Genomic DNA, 23,448 nt, shown 5'->3' on the forward strand with positions numbered 1-23,448 from the left:
GGAGGGACCGCCGTTCGCCGCGGCCGGGGCTCCGGCGCGGACGGACCGACGACGCCGGTCAGGGTCGTGGCGGTGGTGCTTCCGCCCGGGACCGAGGTCGGGTCCCCGGGCGCGCGTGCGGAGGCGTGAATCTCGCGGGCGTTTCGGTCGTTTCCGGGCGCGGCGGGCCGGGGCTGCGGTGTCAGCGGGCGCCCGCCCTGGCGGCGAAGGGCCCGTCCAGGGCTGCCCATTGCAGCAGCAGGATGGTCTTGCCGTCGGTGATGCGTCCGTCGCGGATCATGGCGAGGGCGTCGGTGAAGGGCAGTTCGAGCACCTCGATGTCCTCGCCGTCCTCCTCGAGTCCGCCGCCGTTTCCGGTGCGGTCGGCCGGGGTGTAGGGGGCGGCGTAGAAGTGCAGGCGCTCGGTGACGGAGCCGGGGCTCATGTAGGCGTCGAGGACGTGGGTGAGCGGGCCGAGCGTGACGCCGAGTTCCTCGGCGCTCTCGCGCCGGACGGCGGCGAGCGGGTCGTCGCCGTCGAGCAGTCCGGCCGCGGCCTCGATGAGCATGCCGTCCGGGTGGTCGTTGACGTAGGCCGGGTAGCGGAACTGGCGGGTGAGCAGGACGCGGCCGCGCTCGGCGTCGTACGGCAGGACGACCGCGCCGTTGCCGCGGTCGTACGTCTCGCGCTGCTGGGTGGTCCACCGTCCGTCGCGGCGCCGGTAGTCGAAGGTGGTGCGGCGCAGGACGTGCCAGCCCTGGGAGGTGAGCTCCACGTCGCGGACGACGACGTCGGGGTTGCGGTCCAGGTCCCGGCCGGCGTGGTCGAGGCAGGTGCGGCCGCGGTGGTCGGGGGCGTCGATGCCGGGGCGGGTGTTCATGCGCTCTCCTGCGGGGTGAGGCGGGGGATCTCGTGCACGTCGTGGTAGACGGGCAGGCCGCGGCGGCGGGCGGTGGCGACGTCCTGATCGGCCCCGGTGGAGTCGCCGGGGAGGCGGAGCACGGCGTCGCAGTGCGCGAGCAGGCGCTGGGCGGTCGGGTAGAGGACCTGGTCGGCGAGGGGGTCTGTGGGGCCCGCGCCGGCCGAGTGCAGGACGGGCAGGGCGACCCACTCACCGATCACGGGAACGTGGCCGGCGGCGAACACCGGCCAGGCCGCGGCTTCGAGGCGGGCGAGGTTGGCGGCCATGGCCTGGGGGTCGCCGCCGGTGCCGGAGCGATAGGGCCCGGCGATGAGGATGAGCATGGGCTTCTCGGTCATGGCGCGCTACGATACACGCGGAAACGTGCAAGAACAGGAGAGAATACGGATGCTGGCTGCTGAGCGACGCGACCACCTGCTGGCCCTGCTCGCCCGCGAGGGCAAGATCGTCGCGAAGGACGTCGCCGCGGACCTGGGCATCTCCGAGGACAGCGTGCGCCGAGACCTGCGCGACCTGGCCGCCGAAGGACTGTGCCAGCGGGTCTACGGCGGAGCCCTGCCCGTCTCCCCGGCCCTCGCGGACTACGCGGCCCGGCAATCCGTCACCCCCGACGGCAAGCGGAAAGTCGCCGCGGTCGCCGCCGCGCTCGTACGGCCCGGCAGCGCCCTCATCCTGGACGGCGGCACCACGGCGCTCGGCGTCGCCCACGCCCTCTCGCCGGACCTGGACTGCACCGTGATCACTCACAGCCCGACCGTCGCGGCCGCTCTGCTCGACCACCCCCGGGCCGAGGTCTTCCTCCTCGGCGGTCGCCTGTTCAAGCACTCGGCGGTCACCTGCGGCGCCGCAGCGGTCGAGGCCGCCCAGAACGTCTCGGCCGACCTGTGCCTGCTCGGTGTCACCGGCGTCCACCCGCAAGCGGGTCTGACCACCGGCGACGCCGACGAGGCCGCGATGAAACGCGCCCTGGCCGCACGAGCCGCCGACACCTACATCCTCGCCTCGTCCGAGAAGATCGGCGCCGCCTCCCGGTTCCGCGTCCTGCCCTGGCAGGACGTCAGCGGACTGATCACCGACGCCGACCCCCGCCACCCTGTCCTCGATCAACTCACCGCGCACGGCGTGGAGATCCTGGCGGCCGACTGACCCCCGCGCAGCGCGCGCAGGAGTTACGCCTCGGCCCGCCGGGCCGCCCTCGCGGCCGAACACCCGAACCCTCGCGCCCCGGTGGCGGCCCTCTCTTCCAGGCGCCAGGCTGGATGGTAGGGACCGTCGTGGCGGACGGTACTTGATGCCCTCGGCCACACGGATTCGGGCGAGAACGGCGGAGGGCAGGTCATGACTCAGCATGCGGCCATCGAGATCGCCGTCAGGGAACGACTGCACGAGGCACGACGGCTGGCGCGGGCAAGGGCGGACGGGGTCCTCGACCGTGAGGCATGGCTGGAGGCACTGCGGCAGAGCGAGGGGCTGGAGCGCGACGCCATGCGCCTGCGCGTCGCCGGCTTCGGTGGTGGCGGCGCCGGCAGCGGTCCGCTGGTAGCGGCGCAGTGGCAGCAGGTGGGACCGGCACCGATCCGCCAGAACCTCGGCGGCGGCCCCGCCCCGGTGGCGGGACGCGTGTACGACATCGCCGTCGACCCGCGCGGCGGCAGCGACCAGACCCTCTACGCCGCCACCCTCGGGGGCATCTGGAAGAGCCTGGACGGCGGCGCCACCTGGGCGCCGAAGACCGACCGTCTGCCGTGGAACCAGATGGGCGCGGTGGCACTCGACCCCGGCAATCCCGACATCGTGTACGCCGGCGGCGTCTTCTGGCTCGGCCCCTCGCTGTTCCGCTCGGTCGACGGCGGCGAGACCTGGAGCACGATCGGCGGTTCCGCCATGCTGAACGCCGACGTGGTGCGCATCGTCATCCCCGCCCCGGGCGTGGTCCTGGTGGGCACCTTCGTCCGCGGGGTGTACCGCTCCGTCAACGACGGCGACAACTTCGGCAGCAACGCGGGCAGCTACAACAACAACGCGCCCATCCTGGGCGGCCCGCTGACGGACCTGCACCTCGACACCACGACGCCGAACACGGTGTACGCGTGCATGCGGGGCCTGGGCATCCTCAAGTCCACGGACGCCGGCGCCACCTTTCCCACCAACCTGTTCGCCAACCCGGGCGCGCCGGCTGCCGGTACCTACCAGACCATCACGATGGCGCAGTCGACACAGCCCAACCACAACACCCTCTACGCCACGGCATCCACGCCGCCGAGCACCTGGGTGGGGCTGTACAAATCGAAGAGCGGCGGCAACAACTGGACGCTCAAGCCCGCCGCCGCGGCGGCCGCCACCGGCGGACAGATGGGCTTCGACCAGACCATCGGCGTCGACCCGCAGGACGCCACGCGGCTCTACCTCGGCTTCCAGGACCTGCACCTGTCCACCGACGGCGGCGACAGCTTCGCCACGGGAACCCTGACCGGGGGCAAGGTGCACGTCGACCACCACGCCATCACCTTCAGCCCCAAGCCGCATTGGGGCACGGCGCCCACCCGCCTGTACGTCGGCACCGACGGCGGCACCGCGGTCAGCGGCGACGGCGGCGCCAACTGGACGAACCTCAACGAGGGCGTCGCCACCATCCTCGTCGGCACGGGCGGCCTCGACATCGGCCGGCATTCGGCGGTGAACAACGGCTACAGCTACGCCGGCTCGCAGGACAACGGCACCGCGCAGCGCGCGCCCGGCATGTCCGGCAACGACTGGGTTCCCCGGCTGGGCGGCGACGGCGGCTGGGTAGCTGTCGACCCTTACGCACCACTCTCCCTCTTCGCCACCCTCAACAACACCTTTTTCCGCAGCACCGACGGCGGCGTGACGTGGTCCGGCGGCGCGGCGGGCATCACGCCGGGTGTCAACGCCATCGCCATCGATCCCCGCGACGGCAGCAGGGTGTACGTCGCCGGCGGGCCGCTGCACGACTGGGGCACGCAGCTGCTGCAGAGCACCGACCACGGTGCGAGCTTCGCCACCATCCACACCTTCCCCGCGGGCATCCTCAGCATCGCACCCGTGTACGGCAGCGGCGGCAACAGCGTGTGGGCGGGACTGATCGACGGCTCGGTGTGGCGGACCGACAACGCGCTGATGGGCGCCGGGTCGACGTGGAATTCGTACTCGACCGGGCTGCCGGGACGCGGCGTCACGAGCATCGCGGTCCACCCCTACAACCCGCAGCGCGTGATGGCGGGCCTCTGGGGCACCTCGGTGATCGCGCCGCCCAGCCGCAGCCAGCACGTCTACCTGACCACCGACAACGGGACGACCTGGGTGGACGCCAGCGGCACCGACGGCGGGCCCGCGGCCACCAACCTGCCCGACCTGCCGGTCCACAGCGTGGCCATGGACCCGGGCTCGTCGATCGGCATGATGGGCATCACCACGTCCGGAAGCCTGATCGTCGCGGTCGGCGACTCCGCCATGACCTCGACCGACGGGATCACCTGGACGACACAGATCACGGACGCCTACGACACGCTGGCCGACGTGGTCTGGACGGGCTCCCAGTTCGTCGTCGCCGGTCTGGGCGGCACCATCCTCACCTCGCCGGACGGGATCACCTGGACCACACGCAAGGCGGGACCGTCCTGGGAGGCGCTGCAGGGCGTGGCCTGGTCCGGCTCGGTGCTGGTGGTCACCTCGGCGTCGTACGGTGCGGTCTACCGCTCCACGGACGGCGTCACCTGGACGCTGGTCGACAACGTCTCCCCCCAGGCGCTGCTCGCCGTCACCTGGGCCAATGGCCAGTTCGTCGCTGTCGGATATTCGGGAACCGTGATCACCTCGCCGGACGGCCTCACCTGGACCGCGCACACGACCCCGACGGCGGCCAACCTCGTCTCCGTCCTCTGGTCGGGCACGCAGTACGTGGCCACCGGCATCGGCACCATCCTGACCTCGCCGGACGGCAGCACCTGGACGGCGCGCGTGTCGCCGACCGCCAACGAGATCAACCAGGTCGCGTGGTCCGGCGTGCGCTTCGTCGGCGTGGTCAACACCGGCGAGGTGGTCACGTCTTCGGACGGGATCACCTGGGCACTTCAGGCGACGGGATCGGACCGCCGGCTCAACGCGATCGTCTGGACGGGCTCGAAGTTCATCGCCGTCGGCGACTCCGGGACCGTGGTCACCTCCGCCGACGGGCTGGCGTGGACCGTCCACGGCATCCCCGCCGTGCCGCCGGCGCTCATCTGCGGCAACGAGACCGGCGTGCTGTTCAGCACCGACGACGGCGCGACCTGGCGCGTGCTCGGCGCGGGACTGCCCACGGCTCCGTGCATGTCGCTCGCCCTGGACTGGTCGCGCACGCCGTCGCTGCTGCGCGTCGGCACGAACGGCCGCAGCGTCTTCGAACTGGTCCCCTCAGTGACCCCCCGGGTGGCCGTCGTCGCCAACCTCGGCTTCGCCAAGGTGGCGGTGGGCAGCTCGGCCGACCTGGTGGCCAAGGTGTTCAACGCGGGTTCGGCACCGCTCCTGGTGACCGGCTTCCTGCGGGCCTCGGGCAGCACGGCCTTCTCCCTCGCCGGCGGTGGCCCCGGCTTCCCGTTCACCCTGCAGCCCGGCCAGGAGCAGGACATCACCATGCGCTTCCAGCCCACCACGACCGGGATCGCCACGGCGGTCTTCCACCTCACCACCACCGATCCCGGCAATCCCATGGAGCCGGTCCCGATGAGCGGCACCGGGAAGTAGACGTCCACGGCAACGGCCATGGCGGCCTGCGGTCCGCCACTCGTGCTCACGCCGAACCTGCTGGTGACGGTCATGGCCCGCCGATGGCGTCCTCGCCACGGCTGGACGAGCCGGTGACGCACCCGCCCTGGGCGTCGGTCCGCGCGCGCCCGAGGCGGTGGCGGGTTATCTGCGGCAGACGTGGCGCACCCGGCCGTGGGCCATCGCCGTCGCCGCCGAGCAGCTGCGCACCTTGGCGGACACCCCGCCCGGGCGGCTCCGGCTGCGGCTGGGCGAGTACTACCGGCTGCCCGACCTGGGGCTGCCGCCCGAGGAGGTCCGGGACTGGCTCGTGGGCCTCGCCGACCGGCTCGACGAGAGCCTGGCGACCGGCCAGGCGCCGCCGCCCGGCCCGCCCGCGACGCCCTGGGAGTGGCGGGCCCGCTTCCCCGAGCTGGCGCAACTGCTCGGCGGCTGGTTCACGCAGGACATGCCTGCGGAGTTCGGCGACCACGAGTCCGCGCTCGCCGACTATCTGGAGGGCACCGATCCCGGCCTGGCCGCCCAGCTGACGGGGGAACTGCACGACCTCCTCGCCCTCGGCCTCCCCGAGGACGGCCTGGCCCTGGCGCTGGTGACGCTCGGCGCGGAGGTCGAGCCCCCGGTGCCGTACACCCCCGGCGCCTGGCTCGCCATGCTCGCCGCACGACTGCGAGGCTGACCGCTCCCCGGGCCGCACGAGCGTCTTCGGGCGCGCCGGAGCGGCCTGCACGCGGGCGACGATCCTGCCCTGTGTCGCGTCGGACTGCGCGTGCGGTTCCACGACCCTTGCCGTCCTTCGACCCGCGGCAGGCGGAGTTCGATGGAACCTGGAGGGCGGTGGACACGTCCCAGCCCTGCGTGCTGCCGAGGTGTGGGGAGGTCGTGGGATGCGGGTACGGGCGGGAATGGTCGTGACGGCACTGCTGTTCGCGGCCGGTTGCGGCTCGGGCGCCGGGACCTCCGGGACGGGACCGGTGGATACGGTCCCGGTGCCCGTCGGCGTCGACTGTGGGACGGCCACGGCGGTGGGCGGCACCGAGGTGACCGTGACGGCGGCGGACAACGGGCATCGGGTCTGCCTGGGGCGGCAGGGTACGGTCCGGGTGTCGCTGCCGGGGACGCCCGCCGAACCCGTGACCGTGTCGGGCGCGGCGTTGGCCGAGGTCTCGGACCATGTCTTCCGGGGTGTTTCGGCGGGTACGGCGGTTCTGGCGTCCTCGTTCCCGGCGTGTTCGTCGACTCCTCAGCGCAGCGGGGTGCGCTGCCTGGCGGTGGTGGCCTGGCAGGTCACCGTGGTGGTCCGCTGAACGCCTCATGGCCGGACGGGCCCGGACCGATGCCTGCGGTCCGGGCCCGTCCACTTCATGTGCGGGTCATGTGCGGGTCATGCGCGGGTCAGCTGGTGCTGACCGCGGTGTCGTCGATCACGAACGAGGTCTGCAGGCTGGAGTCCTCGGTGCCGTTGAACTTGATGGTCACGGTCTGGCCCGCGAAGGAGGACAGGTCGAAGGACTTCTGCGCGTAGCCGGTGTTCGTGTTGAGGTTGGAGTACGAGGCCAGGGTGGTGGAGTTGGCCTGGACCGTCAGCTTGTCGTAGGCGGTCGAGGTGGTCGTCTCCGCCGTGTCGACGTGCAGGTAGTAGGTGAGGGTGGCGTGGCAGCCGGCCGGGATCGTCACCGTCTGGGACAGCGAGTCGGTGTGGCTGGAGCCGTAGCCGTTGAGCCATGCCTTCCAGGAGCCGGAGTGCGCGGCCTCGCCGCTGCCGTTGTCGACGACGCCGGCGGTGGCGGTCCAGGGGCTGGCGCTGCCGGTTTCGAAGCCGGGGTTGCCCAGGAGCTGGGTGGCGGGGCAGCCGCCGCCGGCCGGGGTGACGGTCCAGGTGAACGAGGCGCTGCCGGCGGCGTTGGTGGTGTCCTTGGCCGTGACCGTCACGTTGTAGGTGCCCGCGGTGGTCGGGGTGCCGCTGATCAGGCCGGTCGAGGTGTTGATCGACAGGCCCGCCGGGAGTCCGATGGCGCTGTAGGAGAGGGTCTCGCCGCCGGCGGAGTCGGTGGCCTGGATCTGCAGGGAGGCGGCGGTGTTGACGGCGGTGGACTGGTTGCCGGGGGTGGTCACCGTGACGGTGTTCCCGCCGGTGGAGCCGCCGGTGAACGCCGCGGTGCCGTTGGGCGTGCCGAGACCGGTCGGGCCGTCGTAGCCGGCCTTGGCGGTGCAGAGGTAGCTGCTGCCGCAGGAGCCGTTGGCGCCGCTGGTCACGTCGTTGAGCGAGGCGGTGTGGGCGTACGGGAAGGACGACGGGTAGCTGCCCGCGGCCGGGGTTCCGGCCAGGGCGTAGACGGCGGCGATGATCGGCGCGGAGGCGCTGGTTCCGCCGTAGACGTTCCAGCCGCTCGCCTGGTAGCTGTCGTAGACGGCGAGGCCGGTGGCCGGGTCGGCGACGGCGGAGACGTCGGAGACGGTGCGCTTGGCGCAGCCGGTGTCGTGCTGCCAGGACGGCTTGGTGGTGTAGGTGGAGCAGCCGGAGCCCGCGCCGTTGCCGCCGGCGCTGCTGCCCCAGACGGATTCGGACCAGCCGCGCGGGGTGCCGCTCGCGCGCGTCAGTGAGGTGCCGCCGACGGAGGTGACGTACTGGGAGGCCGCCGGGTACTCGACTCCGTATCCGCTGTCACCGGAGCTGACGGTGATCGCGACGCCCGGGTGGTTGAAGTACGAGGCGTCGGAACTCGGGTCGGTGGAGTCCTCGCCGCCGCCGTAGCTGTTGGAGACGTACTTCGCCCCCATCGTCACGGCGCGGTTGACGGCGGTGCCCAGGTCGGCCATGGACGGCTGGTTCGCCTCGACGAGCAGGATGTGGCACGACGGGCAGACGGCGCTGACCATGTCCACGTCGAGGGAGATCTCGCCGGCCCAACCGGAGTCGGCGGTCGGGTAGTTGGTGCCGCCGTTCTGGTCGACCTTCTTGAAGCAGCCGTTGGCCGTGGTGCAGGCCGGCAGACCGTACTGGGAGCGGTACGTCGCCAGGTCGGACTCGGCGCTCGGGTCGTCGTAGGCGTCGATGATGGCGACCGTCGCGCCGGCGCCGGCCGAGGCGGGCAGGGCGTACGCGCTCTGCAGGTCGGTGGGTCCATAGCCGGACGGGGTCAGGTTGGGGGCGAGGCTGAGCTGCTGCTTGAGGTCGGTGCGGGCCAGCGCGTGGCAGGCCATGAAGCCGTGCTTCGTCGGCTCGGAGCAGAGCCGCTGGGTGTGCACGGCGGAGGGGGCGGGCGTGGGGGGAGCCGTCGAGGCCGCGGACGGGGAGGCGGCGGCGAGCAGGCCGCCGGATATCAGGGCCGCGGCTCCGATCACGGACGTCACGGCGCGGCGCGTCAGTCTTCCGGCGCGGCTGGTGGGTTTCGCTTGCAATGAACTGCCCTCCATGGGGGGTTCGGGTCCGCGGCGTGGGTTTGCGGGCACACGGAATGACAGGTTCATGACATGTCTTCGTGTGCGGGGATGCCTCGGACTTCGAGTGGCACTGGTCCATTGATCCGGCTGTCACCACATGCAGTGGTGGCCACCGCAGAACGTAGTGAGAAGAGGCCCAAGGGGATACCCGCGAAAAGCAAAGGATTGCTCTCCGTCAGTGATCTACGGGTATACCGTGTGCTGCCATGGAGTCGGACGACGGTGCGGTCAACAACCTTGTCTCGCTGGGCCTTTCGCGCTACGAGGCACGGGTCTACCTCGCGTTGGTGACGAGGGAGTCGCACACCGCGGCGGAGGTGGCGCGCGCCGCGCAAGTCCCTCGCCAGCGGGTCTACGACGTACTCGACGCGCTGGTGCGAAGGCACCTCGCCATCCCGCGTCCCGGACGGGTAGCGGGGTTCTCGGCCGTGTCACCCGAGCTGGCCCTCACACGGCTGATGGCCCTTCAGAGAGAGTCGCTGGAGCGGCTGGACCAGGCCTCGGCCGCCCTGGCCGCGGCGCTGAATCCGATCTGGACCGCCGGACAGGCCCACACCGACCCGCTCGACTACATCGAGGTACTGCGCGACCCCAAGGCGATCGCCGAGCGGTTCGCGAGCATCCAGGAGCAGGCGGAACACGAGCTGCTCACCTTCTGCAAACCGCCCTTCGTCGCCCCGGCGGCCAACGCCGAAGGCATCACGACCGTCCGCAGGCTGCGCCGGGCGGGTGGCACGGCCCGCGCCGTCTACACCTACGACGCACTCGACGACGCGGACGTGCTGGAGAACGTACGCCGCTTCCGCGAGGCGGGGGAGGAGTCCCGGTTCGCGCCGGAGCTTCCCTTGAAGCTGGTCGTGGCCGATGCCTCACTGGTCCTGTGCGACATGCCGGATCCCATGGCAGGTACCGGCGCCACCACGGCCCTGCTCATCGAACACCCGGCTCTCGCGGCGTGTTTGAGGATGTCGTTCCTGGCGGTCTGGGACCAGGCCGAGGCGCTGCCCGAGCTGAGCCACCCCGGACACCTCTGAAGGGCCGGGCCAAGCCGACGAAGAGGGCCGGGCCGGACGGTGCCGTGGCTGCGACCACCGTCCGGCCCGGAGTGTGCGGGGCCGTGTGTCTCAGGCCGCCTGTTCGTGTTCGCAGGCGCCGTCGATGCCGTACGTCTCCCAGGCGGGGAAGTCGTCGTCGGCGGCAACGGCCTCGCCCGGCACCAGCAGGCAGGCTTCCAGTGCCGCGCGCAGGGCGGCGGCGCGCAGTCCGGTGCCGATGAAGACGAGCTCCTGGCCCTGCGTGGTCTCCGGGCCCAGGGCGCCGGACGGTTCGAACCGGGCGACGGCGCCGGCCTGGGACCACAGGCCCGTCACCCGGGGCCGGCTGGCGAGCCGGAAGAAGCCCTTGGAGCGCAGGACCCGCCCGAAGGTGCCGCTGTCCAGCCCCTTGGTGACGAAGGTCCACAGACGCCCGGGATGGAACGGCAGGTCCGAGCGGAACACGAGTGAGGAGATGCCGTACTCCTCGGTCTCCGGTACGTGATCGCCGTTGAGCTCCTTCACCCAACCGGGGGCCTGCTGCGCCCGCTCGACGTCGAACAGGCCGGTCCCCAGGATGTGTTCGAGAGGTGCCTGCCCGCGGACGGCGGGAACGATCCGCGCCTCCGGGTTGAGCCGGGACAGCGTCGCACGGAGCCGGCGCGCCTCGTCCGGTCCGACGAGGTCGAGCTTGTTGAGGACGATGACGTCCGCGAACTCGACCTGGTCCATGAGGAGATCGCTGACGGTCCGCTCGTCGTCCTCGTACTGATCCAGGCCGCGCGCGACGAGTTCGTCGCCGGCGCCCAGCTCCGGAAGGAAACCGGCGGCGTCCACGACGGTCACCATCGTGTCCAGGCGGGCGAGGTCGCCGAGGGTGGCTCCGTCGTCGCGGGGGAAGGAGAAGGTGGCGGCTACGGGCATGGGCTCGGAGATGCCGCTCGACTCGATGAGCAGGTAGTCGAAGCGGCCTTCGCGGGCGAGCCGTTCGACCTCCTCCAGCAGGTCGTCGCGCAGGGTGCAGCAGATGCACCCGTTGGTCATCTCGACCAGCCGCTCCTCGGTGCGGGACAGGGCCGCCTCGCCGCCAAGCACGAGCGCGGCGTCGATGTTGACCTCGCTCATGTCGTTGACGACGACCGCGACCCGCAGCCCTTCGCGGTTCCCGAGCACGTGGTTGAGCAGGGTGGTCTTGCCGGCCCCGAGGAACCCGGACAACACGGTCACGGGAAGCCGGTCGGTGGGCGTCACGAGTACTCAGCCCTCCGGCTGGATCAGGCCGCGCTCGTACGCCTTCACCAGGCGCTGCGGGACCCGGTGGACGACGCCGTCCACGGTGACCGGCACCAGCTGGGACGTGGTCGCCTTCCACTGGGCGCGGCGGTGACGGGTGTTGCTGCGGGACATCTTCCGCTTGGGGACGGCCATGGTGGGTCTCCTTGGTCCGGTTGCTGACACACGGAGGCTATATGAAAATGGATCCCATTATCAATCTGACCTCGCGTGGCTGAAGAGGGGGCGTGTTCGATGGTCACCTGGCGCTGGAGCATCGGTTGGGAGCCGAAGTTGGGAGCCGGTTGGGCTCCGGTTGGGCCGGCCTGGACGGCGACGGAGAGGGTGATCGCTGCGAGTGTCGACGGGCGGCCGCGCGGGGGCGCCCCGGCGAATGGGGGAGGCGGAGCGGTGGGGTGAGGCCCTGCGGGCGTGCCGAGCCTCGTGGGGCACTTCGGCCTTCGGGTGTCCGCGTGCGACCCTGGGCCCCCCTCGCGGGCCCGCAGGGTTCGCACGCGGACGGGACGACCCTAAACGCTCATGGCATCCATTTTCAATGGATGTCTACGGTGTTCGCGTGCTCGGATGCCGGCCGACTGGGCCGAGGTGCCGACCGGGCCGAAGATGCGCCAAGTGAGCGTCTACCAGGATGACTTCGTCACTCCCGGAAGGAAGCCGGCGTGCGCCTGCTCGCGTGCCCGTACGCGGGAGAGCCCGAACTTGCGCAGGTAGCCGCGGGGGCGGCCGTCCACGCTGTCGCGGTTGCGTACGCGCGTGGGGCTGGCGTCGCGCGGTTGGCGCCGCAACTCGGCGAGGGCGGCGTCCCGTTCGGCCGTGGTGGAGGACGGGCGGCGGATGACCTCCTTGAGTTCGGCGCGCCGGGCGGCGTACCGCTCGACGGTCTCCTTGCGCTTCTCGTTCTTCGCGATCTTGCTTCGCTTCGCCATCAGACCTTCCCTCCTCGTGCGCGGATGCGCGCCACGGCGGCCTCGATGCCGATCGCGTCCACCGTCTTGATCGCCTTGGCGCTCAGGGTGAGCCGGACGTGTCGGCCCTCGCTGGGCAGCCAGTAGCGCTTGCGCTGGATGTTGGGGTCGAAACGGCGCGAGGTGCGCCGGTGGGAGTGAGAGATGGCGTTGCCGAAGCCCGGCTTGGAGCCGGTCAGTTGGCAGTGGGCTGACATGGGTGATGCGCCTTTCCTGCTGACGGAGGTGTGGTGCTCGGTGTGGTGCTCACTGTAGCGGTATCGAAAATGAAAATCGTTCCCATATACTCCTCGGCATGGCACGCAACGAGATCCGCCCCGTCATCAGGCTCCGCTCCACGGCAGGCACCGGCTTCACCTACGTGACGCGCAAGAACAGGCGCAACGACCCCGACCGCCTGGTGCTGCGCAAGTACGACCCCGTGGCCGGCCGCCACGTCGACTTCCGCGAAGAGCGCTGACCCCGTACGACTCCGCAGCCCCGCCAGACTCCCGACCACCGAAAGGCCCCGCTTTGAAGCCCGGAATCCACCCCGCCTACGAGCCCGTCGTCTTCCGCGACTCCGCCTCGGGCACCGCTTTCCTCACCCGGTCGACGATGACGAGTGACAAGACCGTCGAGTGGGAGGACGGCAACAGCTACCCGGTCGTGGACGTGGAGATCTCCTCCGCGAGCCACCCCTTCTACACGGGCACGGCGCGCGTCCTCGACACGGCCGGCCGCGTCGAGAAGTTCCAGCGCCGCTACGGAGCGCGTTGATGGACCAGGGACAGCGGATGCCCGTCGTGATCGTCGCTGGACTCCACGCCGAAGCCCGCAAGGAGGTCGTCGAACGACTCCTGCGCACCGTCCCCGGCAGCGTGGCCCTGCACCACGACCTCGCCGGCGCGCCCGACGGCACCGTGCTGCGTCTCGTACGCGATGCCACCGGCACCGTCTCCTCCGGCGAGACGCCCCTGGCCAACGACTGCGCGTGCTGCGCGCTGCGCGAGGACCTGGTCCCGGAACTGGAACGGCTGGCGGACGGCGGTCTGACCCGGCTCGCTGTCGTCGAGTTGTGGGACTCGGTCGAACCCAGGGCCATGGCCGAGGTCATCGCCCACCACGGCGGAGACCGGCTGCTCGTCACGAACGTGATCACCGCCGTGGACCCCGCGCTCGTCCTGCCCTGTCTGGGCAACGGCGACGACCTCGCCGAGGCCGGCCTGGCCGCGGCCCCGACCGATCAGCGGACCGTCGGCGACACCTGGGCCCGCCAGCTGGAGTACGCCCCCGTCCTCGCTGTCGTCGACAACGCCGCGGCCGACGACGAGGACCACGCCCTGCTCGCGCAGCTCCATCCCACCGCGCGGCACGTCGCCGCCGGTTCCGGGGAACTCGCCGAAGCCGCGTTCGCCGGCTTCGACGTCGAGGCCGCGGCGGCCGCCCAGCACCCCGCCTGCGCGCTGCTGCCCCAGGACGCGGACGAGGCCGGCGTCGCCACCTTCGTCTGGCGCCGCCACCGGCCCTTCCACCCGGAGCGGCTGTACGAGGCGCTGGAGGACCTGTGCTGCGCGGCGGCCCGCAGCCGCGGCCGGTTCTGGCTCGCCGATCGCCCCGACACGCTCCTCGCCTGGGACGCGGCCGGCGGAGCGCTGTGCGTGGAGAGCGCCGGCCCCTGGCTGGCGTCACTCCCCGACGCCGCCTGGGAGATGGTCCCGCCCGTGCGCCGCGCGGCGGCCGCCCTCGACTGGCACCCCGAGCACGGCGACTGCTGCCAGCACCTCGTCTTCACCTCACCCGGCCTCGACCGCGACGGGCTCGAACGACTCCTCGACTCCTGCCTGTTGACGGACGCCGAATACGAGGCGGGGCGCGAGGCGTGGCGGCGCCTGCCCGCCGCGTTCGACGCCCTCCTCGACGCCGCCTGACCTCCTGCCGCAACCGAACCCCCCAACCCAAGGAGACGCCGCCATGGCCCGACGCCCCGACCCCCGCAAGCCCGTGAAGTCCCGCCCCAACCCGCTCGACGCGGCCGGCATCACGTACGTCGACTACAAGGACACCGACCTGCTCCGGAAGTTCATCTCCGACCGAGGCAAGATCCGCAGCCGCCGCGTCACCCGGGTGACGGCCCAGCAGCAGCGCGCCGTCGCCACCGCCGTCAAGAACGCCCGCGAGATGGCCCTGCTGCCGTACGCCGGCCGGTGACGATCCTCCGCCCGACCCGACCCGACCCGACCCGACCCGACCCGACCGGACCTGACCTGACCCGACCGGACCTGACCGGACTCCTGTCGACCTGGCTTCAGGTGGCCGGCCGTCCGGAGGTGGTCGGCTCGGGCCTGGAGGGACGCAGGTACCTGGACCAGCCGCCGGGTGGCCGCTCGCCGACCTCCAGCTCCTGAAGTCTGGCGAGGATGGCCGGGTCCTGGGCGTCGAGCCAGTCGACGAACTGCCGGAAGGACGTCAGCCGTACGTCCTTCTTGTCGGCCATCTGCTTCAGGGCGGTTTCGACGGCGTCCATGTAGATGCCGCCGTTCCACTCCTCGAAGTGGTTGCCCACGAAGAAGGGAGCACGATTGGTCTCGTAAGCCCGCCGGAAACCGTCCAGGTAGGACTGCGTAGCCTGTTCGCGCCAGGCAGGGTAGTTGTAGGACGGCGCGCGCGTGGAGTTCTGGGACTGGTTGGCGAGGATGTTGTAGTCCATCGACAGGACCTCGAAACGATGGCCGGGGAACGGGATGCCCTGCAGCGGCAGGTCCCAGACGCCCAGTTTCTTCCCGGGCCAGCGCTGCAGACCGCCGGGCGAGGACGCGTCGTAGCGCCAGCCCAGTTCCCGGGCCACGGGCAGGAGGCTGTCCTGGCCGAGCAGGCACGGGGTGCGCCCGCCGATCAGCTCGGTGTCGTAGTCGAAGGGCAGCGACGGGTGGTCGTGCCAGCCGGTGTTGGTGCGCCAGGACTTGACGAACGCGCGGGCCTGCTCGATCTCGCTGCGCCACTGCGCCGGACTCCAGTTGGCGACCGAGCCGCTGCCGCCGCAGAAGTGCCCGTTGAAGTGGGTGCCGATCTCGTGCCCGTCGAGCCATGCCTGATGCACGTACTTCAGGGTCTGCTTGAGGTGGTCATCGGTGAGGTAGCCGATGTCGGAGGCGCCGACGGGGTTGTTCGGCGGGCGGTAGAGGCGTTTCTTCGACTCGGGCAGCAGATACACGCCCGACAGGAAGAACGTCATGTGGGCGCCGTGCTGGCGGGCGAGGTCGAGGAAGCGGGGGAAGAGGCCGTTGCCGACCTCGCCCGCGCCGTCCCAGGAGAAGATCACGAACTGCGGTGGCTGCTGACCGGGTTCGAGCCGCTCGGGCGCGCCCGGCTGACCCGGCTGCTTACCCGTGTACGAGGTCGAGCCGTCGCCGATCAACCGCACGGTGGATTTCTTTCCGGGAGTGCCCGGCCGCTCCGGCTGGCGGCCGGGCCCGGAGGCCGGCCTGTCGGCCTCCTCGCCGCTCCCGCATCCGGCGAGGGCCGCGGCGGCGGCCGCCCCCAGTCCGATCCCGAGGCCCAGACGCGCCGCGTCTCTGCGGCTGATTCCGCTCATCGACACCCCAATCCACACCGTGCGAGGGCGCGTTGTTCGTCCTACCTCACGGCAATTGACCTCTGCACGATAGGGGCTATAAACGGATAAGCTCGTCATTTGGGTCGGTGTGCCGAGTGAACCCGGACCGAACGCAGGTCGCGACGCATCGTGCCGGGTGCGCCGTGATCCTCGTCGAGTCGATGGGCGCGGGCCGCTGACCTGCCGTTTCCTTGGCTGTGCGCGGAGGCGTCAGGAGTGGCCCCTTTGACGTGTGTTTGCCGCGCGTCTACGGAGGTTTTACGCGCGAACGGCGGACACCCGTCAGCGAAGCACCGCCGGCTCGGGGGCGCCGACTTCACACCGTCGCGTACGACAACGCGGCGGCCTTCACCCCTGCGACCGCACGACACGACAGCGGTGAGCAGACGACTCCTCCCGACAACGTGCGGCCCTCCCGACCTGGGGAGATGAGCGGAGCCCTGTTATCGTGCGCCGATGTCAACGATCAAACAGTTCCAAGTGACCTTCGACTGCGCGGAGCCCGCGAGCCTCGCCGCCTTCTGGTGCGAGGTGCTGGGGTACGTCCTGCCGGCGGTCCCGGAGGGCTTTGCCACGTGGGACGAGTACCACCGCTCACTGCCGCCCGAGGATGAGATCTACTTCGCGTGCGCCGATCCCTCGGGTGCGGGCCCGCGCCTGCTCTTCCAGCGGGTTCCCGAAGGCAAGGTCGTCAAGAACCGGGTGCATCTCGATGTGCGGGCCGGCACCGGGCTCGTGGGTGAGGAGCGCCTGGCCACACTCGAGGCCGAATGCGCCCGCCTGATGGCGCTCGGCGCGAAGCACGTGCTGACGCAGCGCGCGGATGGCGTCAACGAGTCGTGCATCACGATGCAGGACATCGAGGGCAACGAGTTCTGCCTCGCCTGATTCACCTCCGGGACTGAGAGGCGGGCTCTTGGCTCTTGTCGGGGGCCTGCTTCCAGTCGGGCGTCCTCGCCCTCGCGGCGGCGGTACGTACACGGGAACGGCCACGAGCGGCAGGAGACCCAGGGCCGCCGTACCCCCCTGTTCCCCCCGGCCTGGTCCGGGGGACAGGTGACGGTCTGCTCCTCGGTCAGACCGCCGCCGGAGCGAAGCGGCGGAGTTCGTCCGCGCCCGGCTGTACGACGCCGTAGCTGTTCTCCGGCACCTCGTTCCAGGCGCCCGGCAGGTCTCCCAGGGGCTCGGAGACGACGAGGCGGGAGTCCGCCGAGACGCCGCGCAGGAACGCGACGTCGGGGTGGAGGCGGCGCAGGGCGTCGACGCGGCTGCTGTAGAAGAGCGAGCGGGACGCCCGGGCGGTGGAGTAGCGGAAGACCCAGACGCGCTCGCCGTCGGTGAGGGCGAGCGTCATCTGGAGGGGGTGTTCCACCCCGTGATCGCGTCCGACCCGCTCCACGACGCCCGCCATCCTGGCGACGGCCGCGGGCGGGTCGTCGTCGAGGCCGTAGGTGAGGGCCAGGTAGAACATGACCTCGGAGTCCGTGGTGCCCTCGATGTCGGCGTAGAGCGCGGGGTCGACGAGCAGGGTCAGGTCGCGGCGCAGCAGCGGGAAACCCGCGATGGCGCCGTTGTGCATGAACATCCAGCGGCCGTGCCGGAAGGGGTGGCAGTTCGACTGCTGCACGGCCGTGCCGGTCGAGGCCCTGATGTGGGCGAAGAAGAGCGGGGACTTGACGTGGTCCGCCAGCTCGCGCAGATTGCGGTTGTTCCACGCGGGCCCGATCTCCCGCAGCAGCGCGGGGGTGCCGGCGTGCTCCGAGTACCAGCCGATGCCGAATCCGTCGCCGTTGGTCGTCTCCACGCCCATCTTGGAGTGCAGGCTCTGATCGATCAGGGAGTGGGCGGGCTGGTAGAGGAGCGTTTCGAGCAGCACCGGCGTCCCCCGGTACGCGAGCCACCTGCACATACGCGATCACCTGAATCCCTGTGCGGCACCCGTCCGGCACGCCGTCGGGTCCTCTCATTCTCGGCACCGCCGCTCCGGGCCGCCACAGCGGCGGTGTCCCCGGCGGCGTCCGTCGTGCCCCTCATGCGTCGTGGTGGTGCGTCCGGTCCGGCAGACCCGCCTCGCGGCGCTCCTCGTCGCTCCACGCCCGGGTGTCGCGCGGCCTGACGTACGGTTCCCGGTCCGGCGGCATGCCGCCGGACACCGCTCGCCGGCGCAGCAGCTCGGCGTCGAACTCCAGCCCCAGCAGCACGGCCAGATTGCCGATCCACAGCCAGACGAGGAAGACGGCGACGCCGGCCATGGTGCCGTAGACCCGGTGGTACGAGGCGAACGCGGAGACGTACACCGCGAAGCCCGCCGAGGCCGCCATCCAGATCAGCAGGGCGAGCACGCTGCCCGGGGTGATCCAGCGCCATCCGCGGCCCTTGGCGTTCGGGCTCTCCCGGTACAGCAGGGCGATCATGACCACGGCGAGCAGGAGGAGGGCGGGCCATCTGGCCACCGACCAGATCGTCAGGGCGGTGTCGCCGACGCCCAGCGCTTCTCCGGCCCGACGTGCCGCGTCGCCGCTGAGCACGAGCAGCAGGGCACCCGCGGCGGCGGTCACCATGAGCGCCGCCGTCAGGCCGAGCCGGGCCGGCAGCAGCTTCCACAGGGGGCGGCCCTCGGGGACGTCGTGGACGCGGTTCGCGGCGCGCATGAAGGCGCCGACGTAGCCGGACGAGGACCACAGCGCCACCAGGAGCCCGCCCCCGGTCATGAAGGCGCCGGTGCCGGTGCTGCCGCTCAGGGCCTGCAGGGCCTGTTCCAGGACGTCGCGGGCCGGTCCCGGCGCCAGCTCCCGGAGGCTTTCCGTCACCTGGTCGGTGGTCCGCCGTCCGCTGATCCCGAGCAGCGAGACCAGGGCGAGCAGTGCGGGGAAGAGCGACAGGACGCCGTAGTACGTCAGCGCCGCCGCCCGGTCCATGAGCTCGTCGTCCGTGAACTCGCGCACCGACCCCCTCAGCACCGCGAACCAGGAGGACGCGGGGAGGTCGGCGGGCGAATCGGGGGCGCGCGCCTCGACGGCGGTGCCCGGTCCGGCGCCCTCGGCGCCGGACGGGTCGGGGGCCGGGGCCAGGGGCTCGGGAGTCCGGCGTTCGGGGACGCTGCGTTCGGCCATGCCCCGACGGCTACCCGCCCCGGCCGGCCCCATGCCGGAGCCCTCCGTGGCTCCGGAGGGAGCGCAATACTCCCGGCCGCCCCGGCCGCGGGAACCGACGCATGAGCCCCGCCGGCGGCCTCCCGGGCGCGAGGCCGGGGCCGGCGCCCGTACGCAGGAGAACGGCTCCGGGGTGCCCGCGCCGGAGGCGTGTCCGGTGCGGGCACCCCGGAGCCGTTCGGGGCGGCCGGATCAGTCGGCGTTGGTGCCCAGCAGACCCTCGCGCAGGCGCTTCACGGTGCGCGAGAGGAGCCGCGAGACGTGCATCTGCGAGCAGCCCAGCCGCTCACCGATCTGCGCCTGAGTCAGTTCCTCGACGAACCGCATGTGGATGATCCGGCGGTCGCGTTCGTCGAGGTCGGCGATGAGCGGGGCCAGCGAGTGGAAGTCCTCCACCAGCTCCATGGCGGGGTCCTCGGTGCCGATGAAGTCGGCCAGCGAGGCGTCGCTGTCGTCGTCCTCGCCGCTGAGGGCGGCGTCGAGCGACGAGGAGTTGTAGCCGTTGGACGCCAGCCGCGCCTCGGTGACCTCCTCCTCGCTGAGGCTCATCAGCTCGGCCAGTTCCTTGACCGTCGGCATCCGTCCCAGGCGGGTGCTGAGTTCCTCGGTCGCCTTGGCCAGCTCCACGCGCGCCTCCTGGAGCCTGCGGGGAACGTGCACCGCCCAGGAGGTGTCCCGGAAGAACCGCTTGATCTCGCCGACGATGTAGGGGACCGCGAAGGTGGTGAACTCGACCTCGCGCGACAGCTCGAACCGGTCGATCGCCTTGATCAGGCCGATCATGCCGACCTGGACGATGTCCTCCATCTCGTCGGCGCGGTGCCGGAAGCGCCCGGCGGCGTAGCGGACCAGGCTCATGTTCATCTCGATGAGGGTGTTCCGCGCGTACTGGTAATCGGGCGTCCCCTCCTCCAGTGTCGCGAGCTCCTGGAAGAAGACCTTCGACAGGGCCCTCGCGTCCCTGGGTGCGACCGCCAACGTGTCCGGGATCTCCGGCAGCGCCCGTGTTCCGGACTCGACTCCCGCCATCGACATCGTGGTGACCGTCACACCTGTCCCCTTTCACGTGTGTTCCTCATCGGGTGTGCGCTGCCCGAGGCGTGCCGCCTACCCCGACTTCTCGCGTTCAGACCTGTCGAGTCCGCATGAGTTTCCGATCGGTTTCTCCCCGCTGTGCGAGGGGCAGACGGAATCCCTGACCGGTCCTCAGAAGGAGAGACATGACACGGGACCCCTCGATGAGGGCCGTCGGCTGGGCGCGTTCGCTGCCGATGGGCAGCAGCGTGAAGACGGCCCGCGAGTGGACGCGCGAGCACCTGGCGGCGCTCGGCTGGGACCGTACCGCCCCCGGCGTGGCGGACTCCGTCGTGCTGGCGGTCTCCGAACTCGTCACCAACGCCCATGTGCACGCCCGCAGCGATGTGCAGCTGATCCTCACCTGGGACGAGGAGTGCCTGCACGTCACCGTGCACGACGCCTCCCCGCGGGTGCCCGAGCAGCGCAGCCCGGACGACGGCGCGCTGGGCGGCCGCGGACTCCTCCTGGTCGACGCCCTCGCCGACGACGTGCGGACCCGCCCCTGCCCGCGGGGCAAGGACGTCACGGCCTGCTTCCGTCCGGCCGACCGCGGCCGTCCCGGCTGAGGGAGCCGCTTCCCGCCGCACTTCAGCGCCCCAGGGACGCGAGCAGCGGAGTCCAGTCGATGTGGCGTTCCTCCGTGCCCCGCGGCACCAGGGCGAAGGTCTCGCGCACGAAGAGGCCGACCGCCTCCTGCTCGCAGCGGACGACGGCGCACCGTGCCGCCGGCCCGAGCCGGAGCAGGAGCCCGCCGTCGGGGGTGGGGCGGATCCGGACCTCGCCGTCGCCGGTGGGACCGAGCGATCCGGCGAGGATCATCTCGCGGTCGACGCGCCACACCACCGGGTCCTCGTCGAGGAGGTGGAAGGCGATGCTCAGGGCAAAGGGGTCGCGGGAGTCGTAGCCGACGGTGGTGCCGATCCGGACCGCCGCGTCCGCGGTGAACAGGTCCATGGCCATCGGCTGGATGAGGCCGCGCGGTTCGGGGAGCGGTGCGACGGGGTGGGGCATGAGGTCCTCCGGCTGAGGGGCTGTCAGCGAGCGGGTGCGGTGTCCGCTTGTCCCGTCCCGTCCCTGTTACACCTCGTGCCCTCGCGGCGGATGCGTCGATGGTGTCGCGATTCGGTGAAGGCCGTGAAGGCCCGGTCCTGGATGGCGGTGGCGGCGTGCTCCTGGGCGACGCCGATGCGGCCGGGGCGGCCCATTCCGCGCCGATTCCGGCCTGGACGGGGCCGATCACGTCGAGGAGGAGGTCCTCGGCGGGGACCCCGGCGTCGTGGGCGCCGAGGACGGCGGCGGTGGCGGCCGGTTCGTCCCTATCCAGGGCTCCCACAGCCGTTGGCGGGTGGCGGCGAGGACGTCGGCCGGGGTGGTGGTCTGCGTGTTCATGCGGTGTACCCGCCCCGGGTGTGGCCGTTCACCGCGGACAGATGGGTGGTGTGCGGCGCGGTGATGGCGACGACCGCCATGTCGTCGTGAGGACCGTCGCCCACCCAGGTCCCGGCGATCATCTGCACGCGCTCGACGACGGCCTCGGCCGGGAGCCCCACGCACTCGGAGAGCGCGGAGCGCAGCCGGTCCTCGCCGAACATGGCGGGGCCGAGCGGCCCGCCCCGGGCCTCCGTGATCCCGTCCGTGTAGAGCAGACAGGTCTCGCCGGGGGAGAGGTCCACGGTCGCGGACCGGCTGGTGACGACGGGGAGGGCGCCCACCAGGGTCCCGCCGGTGTCGGCCTCCTCCACCTCTCCGGTGGCCCGCAGGACGAGCGGGCGGGGGTGGCCGGCGCTGGTGAGCCGGAGCCGCACCCGGCCGCCCGTGCGCCGCACCGAGGCCAGGACCAGGGTGGCGAAGCGGGTGTGCCGGGCGGTCAGCAGGGCGCCGTTGAGCAGCCGCAGGACGTCCTGGTGGTCGCCGGCGAGGGGCAGCAGGGCCTGCACGGAGCTGCGGATCCGGCCCGTGAGCACGGCGGCGTCCAGCCCCTTGCCGCACACGTCGCCGAGGACGGCGAGCGTGTCGCGGCCGTCGTCGGTGCCGGGGTGCACGTCGTAGAAGTCGCCGCCGATCCGCTCGGTGTCCCGGGACGTGCGGTAGCCGCCGGCGAAGTCGACGCCGTCGACGTGGTGGAGCCGGGGCGGGAGGAGTTCGGCGATCAGCGCGCGGGTGACGCGGGCCTGCTCCGCGTAGAGGCGCGCGGCCGAGAGGGCGGCGCCCGCGCGGGCGGCGAACAGCCGGGCGAAGTGCTCCTCGGAGGCGTCGAAGGCCCGCTGTCCGCCGCGCCGCAGCAGGACCAGGGCGCCCGCGGGCACGCCGTGGCCGGGCAGCGGGGTGATGGCGACGGACCCGGGGGTCCCCCCGAAGCCCTCGGGCACGGCCCAGGACGGCAGTTCGGCCGGGTCGATCCAGCGGGCGGGCACCGGCGGGAAACCCCGGAGCGCCTCCGCGAGACCGGGCACGGCGGCCGGGTCCAGGGTGAGCTGCGTCCGCTCGAAGCCCCCGGCCATGGCGGTGACCACGGTGGAGCGGTTGCGCATCCCGGGCGGGGAAATCACGAGGGCCGCGTCGCCGAGGTGGTCGGCGGCGAGCAGGGCCGCCCTCTCCAGGCAGCGGTCGGGGTTGAGCGAGGCCAGCAGCTGGGTGGAGGCCTCGGCCAGGATCGCGTGGCGCTCCCGTTCGGTGCGCAGGGCGTCCTGCGCGGCCGTCAGGTCGGAGTCGTCGACCAGCCACCAAGCCACGTCGCCGTGGCCGGACTCGGTGGGGTGGGCCCTCAGGAGCCTGCCGTCGTGGCTGCCGCGCAGCGGGGCGGGTCCCGCCCCGGCGGGTGCGCGCGCCGGGCAGGCCAGCCGCCGGTGGGCGTCGGCGAGCCATCGCGGGACGGCTTCGTCCAGCCCCTTGCCGACCCCCAGTCGCGGGAAGAGGTCGGCCGCGGCGGCGTTGAACTCCACGACGCCGCCCTCGCGGTCGGCCACCACCGCAGGGTGCGGCGAACCGCGCCACCAGGGGTTCCTCGCTTCCGCGGTCTCCCGGGAGCGGCTGGACTCGTCCTCGAAAACAGTCATAAGCGTGGCCCGCGCATCGTGGCCCGCCACCTTCCCACTCGACGACAGCTCGTCCGTCCACCCTTGCGCAGGGGGCTCCGCACATCAAGTGAACCCCTCTCTTCCGGTACGCGTACCGCCCGGCCCCGCACGATCCCCACGATTCCGGCACGGATGCTTCACCGGGA

25 protein-coding genes are annotated in these 23,448 nt (G+C 71.9%); 11 read left to right on the forward strand and 14 right to left on the reverse strand.

Annotated features, from left to right (window positions below; all coding sequences use genetic code 11):
• Window positions 1–181: 181 nt before the first annotated feature.
• Window positions 182–859 carry an NUDIX domain-containing protein gene (locus tag ACFYU9_RS01100; RefSeq protein WP_389209646.1) on the reverse strand — a complete coding sequence of 226 codons (678 nt, stop codon included), beginning with the start codon at window positions 857–859 and terminating at the stop codon, window positions 182–184.
• On the reverse strand, window positions 856–1,239 hold the full coding sequence (locus ACFYU9_RS01105) for a DUF4406 domain-containing protein (RefSeq protein ID WP_389209648.1): 384 nt from the start codon (window positions 1,237–1,239) through the stop codon (window positions 856–858). Before ACFYU9_RS01105 ends, ACFYU9_RS01100 begins: the two co-directional genes overlap by 4 nt.
• Window positions 1,240–1,288: 49 nt before the next feature.
• Between ACFYU9_RS01105 and ACFYU9_RS01110 the strand changes: the two genes are divergently transcribed.
• The 4 genes from ACFYU9_RS01110 to ACFYU9_RS01125 all read left to right on the forward strand — a co-directional run bounded on the left by ACFYU9_RS01110 (window position 1,289) and on the right by ACFYU9_RS01125 (window position 6,972).
• A complete protein-coding gene (locus ACFYU9_RS01110; RefSeq protein WP_389209650.1) occupies window positions 1,289–2,047 on the forward strand; it encodes a DeoR/GlpR family DNA-binding transcription regulator in 759 nt (252 codons plus the stop codon).
• A gap of 192 nt (window positions 2,048–2,239) precedes the next feature.
• Window positions 2,240–5,644 carry a hypothetical protein gene (locus ACFYU9_RS01115; RefSeq protein ID WP_389341174.1) on the forward strand — a complete coding sequence of 1,135 codons (3,405 nt, stop codon included), beginning with the start codon at window positions 2,240–2,242 and terminating at the stop codon, window positions 5,642–5,644.
• A gap of 157 nt (window positions 5,645–5,801) precedes the next feature.
• Complete coding sequence (locus ACFYU9_RS01120; protein ID WP_389341177.1) at window positions 5,802–6,344, forward strand: contact-dependent growth inhibition system immunity protein; 543 nt, start codon at window positions 5,802–5,804, stop codon at window positions 6,342–6,344.
• 232 nt (window positions 6,345–6,576) lie between these two features.
• Window positions 6,577–6,972: a hypothetical protein gene (locus ACFYU9_RS01125; protein ID WP_389341180.1), complete on the forward strand. Its 396-nt coding sequence runs from the start codon at window positions 6,577–6,579 to the stop codon at window positions 6,970–6,972.
• A gap of 88 nt (window positions 6,973–7,060) precedes the next feature.
• On the opposite strand, the gene ACFYU9_RS01130 is transcribed toward ACFYU9_RS01125, so the two are convergent.
• Window positions 7,061–9,082 (reverse strand): putative Ig domain-containing protein, encoded by a 2,022-nt coding sequence (locus tag ACFYU9_RS01130; RefSeq protein ID WP_389341183.1) that lies wholly within the window; start codon window positions 9,080–9,082, stop codon window positions 7,061–7,063.
• A gap of 233 nt (window positions 9,083–9,315) precedes the next feature.
• On the opposite strand from ACFYU9_RS01130, the gene ACFYU9_RS01135 reads away from it, so the two are divergent.
• Entirely contained in the window at window positions 9,316–10,143 is an 828-nt protein-coding gene (locus ACFYU9_RS01135) for a TrmB family transcriptional regulator (protein ID WP_389341186.1), read from the forward strand.
• A 90-nt stretch (window positions 10,144–10,233) separates the two neighbouring features.
• Here the strand turns inward: ACFYU9_RS01135 and ACFYU9_RS01140 are convergent, their stop codons facing one another.
• The 4 genes from ACFYU9_RS01140 to rpmB all read right to left on the reverse strand — a co-directional run bounded on the left by ACFYU9_RS01140 (window position 10,234) and on the right by rpmB (window position 12,598).
• Window positions 10,234–11,394 carry a GTP-binding protein gene (locus tag ACFYU9_RS01140; RefSeq protein WP_389341189.1) on the reverse strand — a complete coding sequence of 387 codons (1,161 nt, stop codon included), beginning with the start codon at window positions 11,392–11,394 and terminating at the stop codon, window positions 10,234–10,236.
• Between the two features lie 6 nt (window positions 11,395–11,400).
• On the reverse strand, window positions 11,401–11,571 hold the full coding sequence (rpmF, locus tag ACFYU9_RS01145) for a 50S ribosomal protein L32 (protein ID WP_389209663.1): 171 nt from the start codon (window positions 11,569–11,571) through the stop codon (window positions 11,401–11,403).
• A gap of 485 nt (window positions 11,572–12,056) precedes the next feature.
• Complete coding sequence (gene rpsN, locus ACFYU9_RS01150) at window positions 12,057–12,362, reverse strand: 30S ribosomal protein S14 (RefSeq protein ID WP_389341192.1); 306 nt, start codon at window positions 12,360–12,362, stop codon at window positions 12,057–12,059.
• Window positions 12,362–12,598 carry a 50S ribosomal protein L28 gene (gene rpmB, locus ACFYU9_RS01155; protein ID WP_389209667.1) on the reverse strand — a complete coding sequence of 79 codons (237 nt, stop codon included), beginning with the start codon at window positions 12,596–12,598 and terminating at the stop codon, window positions 12,362–12,364. Before rpmB ends, rpsN begins: the two co-directional genes overlap by 1 nt.
• 98 nt (window positions 12,599–12,696) lie before the next feature.
• Between rpmB and rpmG the strand changes: the two genes are divergently transcribed.
• Genes rpmG through rpsR form a run of 4 tightly spaced genes read left to right on the forward strand, consistent with a single transcriptional unit; the run spans window position 12,697 to window position 14,591 of the window.
• A complete protein-coding gene (rpmG, locus tag ACFYU9_RS01160; protein WP_362529086.1) occupies window positions 12,697–12,861 on the forward strand; it encodes a 50S ribosomal protein L33 in 165 nt (54 codons plus the stop codon).
• A gap of 53 nt (window positions 12,862–12,914) precedes the next feature.
• Entirely contained in the window at window positions 12,915–13,160 is a 246-nt protein-coding gene (locus tag ACFYU9_RS01165) for a type B 50S ribosomal protein L31 (protein ID WP_389209670.1), read from the forward strand.
• Complete coding sequence (locus tag ACFYU9_RS01170) at window positions 13,160–14,311, forward strand: CobW family GTP-binding protein (protein ID WP_389341195.1); 1,152 nt, start codon at window positions 13,160–13,162, stop codon at window positions 14,309–14,311. The genes ACFYU9_RS01165 and ACFYU9_RS01170 overlap by 1 nt, the downstream gene beginning before the upstream one ends.
• Window positions 14,312–14,354: 43 nt before the next feature.
• The gene (rpsR, locus tag ACFYU9_RS01175) at window positions 14,355–14,591 is read left to right on the forward strand and encodes a 30S ribosomal protein S18 (protein WP_389209674.1); all 237 of its coding nucleotides are present in this window, start codon (window positions 14,355–14,357) and stop codon (window positions 14,589–14,591) included.
• Window positions 14,592–14,688: 97 nt separating this feature from the next.
• On the opposite strand, the gene ACFYU9_RS01180 is transcribed toward rpsR, so the two are convergent.
• The gene (locus tag ACFYU9_RS01180) at window positions 14,689–15,975 is read right to left on the reverse strand and encodes a hypothetical protein (protein ID WP_389209676.1); all 1,287 of its coding nucleotides are present in this window, start codon (window positions 15,973–15,975) and stop codon (window positions 14,689–14,691) included.
• A gap of 477 nt (window positions 15,976–16,452) precedes the next feature.
• Here ACFYU9_RS01180 and ACFYU9_RS01185 point away from each other — a divergent pair, with 477 nt between their 5' ends.
• Window positions 16,453–16,884, forward strand: a complete 432-nt coding sequence (locus tag ACFYU9_RS01185) for a VOC family protein (RefSeq protein ID WP_389341198.1) — start codon at window positions 16,453–16,455, stop codon at window positions 16,882–16,884.
• A gap of 187 nt (window positions 16,885–17,071) precedes the next feature.
• Here the strand turns inward: ACFYU9_RS01185 and ACFYU9_RS01190 are convergent, their stop codons facing one another.
• From ACFYU9_RS01190 to ACFYU9_RS01200, 3 genes are all read right to left on the reverse strand, one after another.
• Window positions 17,072–17,905, reverse strand: coding sequence for a class II glutamine amidotransferase (locus ACFYU9_RS01190; protein WP_389209680.1), 834 nt, complete (start codon window positions 17,903–17,905; stop codon window positions 17,072–17,074).
• A gap of 121 nt (window positions 17,906–18,026) precedes the next feature.
• The gene (locus ACFYU9_RS01195; protein ID WP_389341201.1) at window positions 18,027–19,109 is read right to left on the reverse strand and encodes a YihY/virulence factor BrkB family protein; all 1,083 of its coding nucleotides are present in this window, start codon (window positions 19,107–19,109) and stop codon (window positions 18,027–18,029) included.
• Between the two features lie 231 nt (window positions 19,110–19,340).
• Window positions 19,341–20,198: an RNA polymerase sigma factor SigF gene (locus ACFYU9_RS01200; protein ID WP_389341204.1), complete on the reverse strand. Its 858-nt coding sequence runs from the start codon at window positions 20,196–20,198 to the stop codon at window positions 19,341–19,343.
• Between the two features lie 170 nt (window positions 20,199–20,368).
• On the opposite strand from ACFYU9_RS01200, the gene ACFYU9_RS01205 reads away from it, so the two are divergent.
• Window positions 20,369–20,791 carry an ATP-binding protein gene (locus ACFYU9_RS01205; protein ID WP_389341207.1) on the forward strand — a complete coding sequence of 141 codons (423 nt, stop codon included), beginning with the start codon at window positions 20,369–20,371 and terminating at the stop codon, window positions 20,789–20,791.
• Between the two features lie 22 nt (window positions 20,792–20,813).
• Here ACFYU9_RS01205 and ACFYU9_RS01210 read toward each other — a convergent pair whose 3' ends face one another.
• From ACFYU9_RS01210 to ACFYU9_RS01220, 3 genes are all read right to left on the reverse strand, one after another.
• Complete coding sequence (locus ACFYU9_RS01210; protein ID WP_389209684.1) at window positions 20,814–21,236, reverse strand: SsgA family sporulation/cell division regulator; 423 nt, start codon at window positions 21,234–21,236, stop codon at window positions 20,814–20,816.
• Window positions 21,237–21,461: 225 nt separating this feature from the next.
• Window positions 21,462–21,614, reverse strand: coding sequence for a hypothetical protein (locus ACFYU9_RS01215; protein ID WP_389341210.1), 153 nt, complete (start codon window positions 21,612–21,614; stop codon window positions 21,462–21,464).
• Window positions 21,611–23,281, reverse strand: coding sequence for a SpoIIE family protein phosphatase (locus tag ACFYU9_RS01220; protein WP_389341213.1), 1,671 nt, complete (start codon window positions 23,279–23,281; stop codon window positions 21,611–21,613). The genes ACFYU9_RS01215 and ACFYU9_RS01220 overlap by 4 nt, the downstream gene beginning before the upstream one ends.
• Window positions 23,282–23,448: the final 167 nt, after the last annotated feature.

Origin of the sequence: Streptomyces sp. NPDC004327 (assembly GCF_042873935.1) — a bacterium.
GTDB lineage: Bacteria > Actinomycetota > Actinomycetes > Streptomycetales > Streptomycetaceae > Streptomyces.